Source organism: Halomonas citrativorans, from assembly GCF_900163645.1.
GTDB classification, from domain to species: Bacteria; Pseudomonadota; Gammaproteobacteria; order Pseudomonadales; family Halomonadaceae; genus Vreelandella; species Vreelandella citrativorans.
Window position 1 is genome coordinate 1 of sequence record NZ_FUKM01000010.1, and the last position, 1159, is coordinate 1159.

1 protein-coding gene is annotated in these 1159 nt (G+C 51.4%); it reads left to right on the top strand.

All coding sequences use genetic code 11. The features are described from left to right. Nucleotides 1-75 precede the first annotated feature (75 nt). The gene (locus CZ787_RS02460; RefSeq protein WP_087105824.1) at nucleotides 76-1020 is read left to right on the top strand and encodes an IS5 family transposase; all 945 of its coding nucleotides are present in this window, start codon (nucleotides 76-78) and stop codon (nucleotides 1018-1020) included. The last annotated feature ends 139 nt before the right edge of the window (nucleotides 1021-1159 follow it).

Here is a 1159-nt window from a genome sequence, read left to right on the forward strand (position 1 = left end):
TAGGGAAGCTCTGAAAAAGTCACTGCCATCAGCGATAATACGGCTATCGTCAACTGCATAGGATTCAGTGCTGCCATGGATCAAATCACCTTCTCAGAAGCCGAGTACCAGAACAAGAAGCGAAAGACCCACCGCGAACTCTTTCTGGAGCGGATGGACAAGCTGATCCCCTGGACGCAGTTGGAGAAGAAGGTAGCCCGTTATTACCCCAAGGGCGAGAGCGGGCGGCCTCCGTATCAACTGTCTGCCATGCTCCGCGTCCATTGCATGCAATTGTTTTACAACCTGAGCGATCCGGCCATGGAAGACGCCCTCTACGAGATCGAGTCCATGCGCCAATTCGCCGGTTTGAAACTGGACCGATTGCCGGACGAAACCACGATTCTCAAGTTTCGCCATTTTCTGGAACGCCACGGCCTTGGCAAGGTGCTGTTCCAGGAAGTGAACAACCACCTGGAGAAAAATGGCCTGATGCTGCGCGAAGGGAGCATTGTCGATGCCACTATCATTTCTGCGCCTAGTTCCACCAAAAACAAAAAAGGCGAGCGCGATCCGCAAATGCACCAAACTAAAAAAGGTAGCTCTTGGCACTTTGGCATGAAAATGCACATAGGTGTCGACGATAAGCTTGGGTTGATTCACAGCATTGAGACCACGGCTGCCAATGTCCATGACATTGTGCCTGCCGATAAGCTCCTTCACGGTGAAGAGCAACGCGTCTTCGGTGATGCCGGTTACCTTGGTATTCAAAAACGAGACGAGCACAAGCACCGCAACGATGTCTCTTGGTATATTGCCAAACGGCCTGGCACCCGCAAGCAGCTAGATGCCAGGCGACAGAAAGTCGAAAAAATCAAAGCCAGTATCCGTGCCAAGGTGGAGCACCCCTTTCGGTACATCAAACAAGTTTTTGGTTATGGCAAGGCTCGCTATCGTGGACTGGCCAAAAACACTCAGCGCCTGCACTTGCTGGCGGCGTTCAGCAACCTGCTGATCAGTGAGAAATACCTATGGGAATAGGGCGATTGCGCCCGTTTTCCGCTCAATGAGCGGGAAACGGGCAAAAATACACAAAGAACGGGAGAAGAATGTCTGAATTTTCGATTTTTTCTCGGCTCAAGTGAGCGGTGATGAATATCGGCAGTTATTCAGACCTTCC

Bases quoted from the DNA above. Each gene is read 5' to 3' on its own strand.
- CZ787_RS02460 (WP_087105824.1), top strand. From the start codon at position 76: ATGGATCAAATCACCTTCTCAGAAGCCGAGTACCAGAACAAGAAGCGA.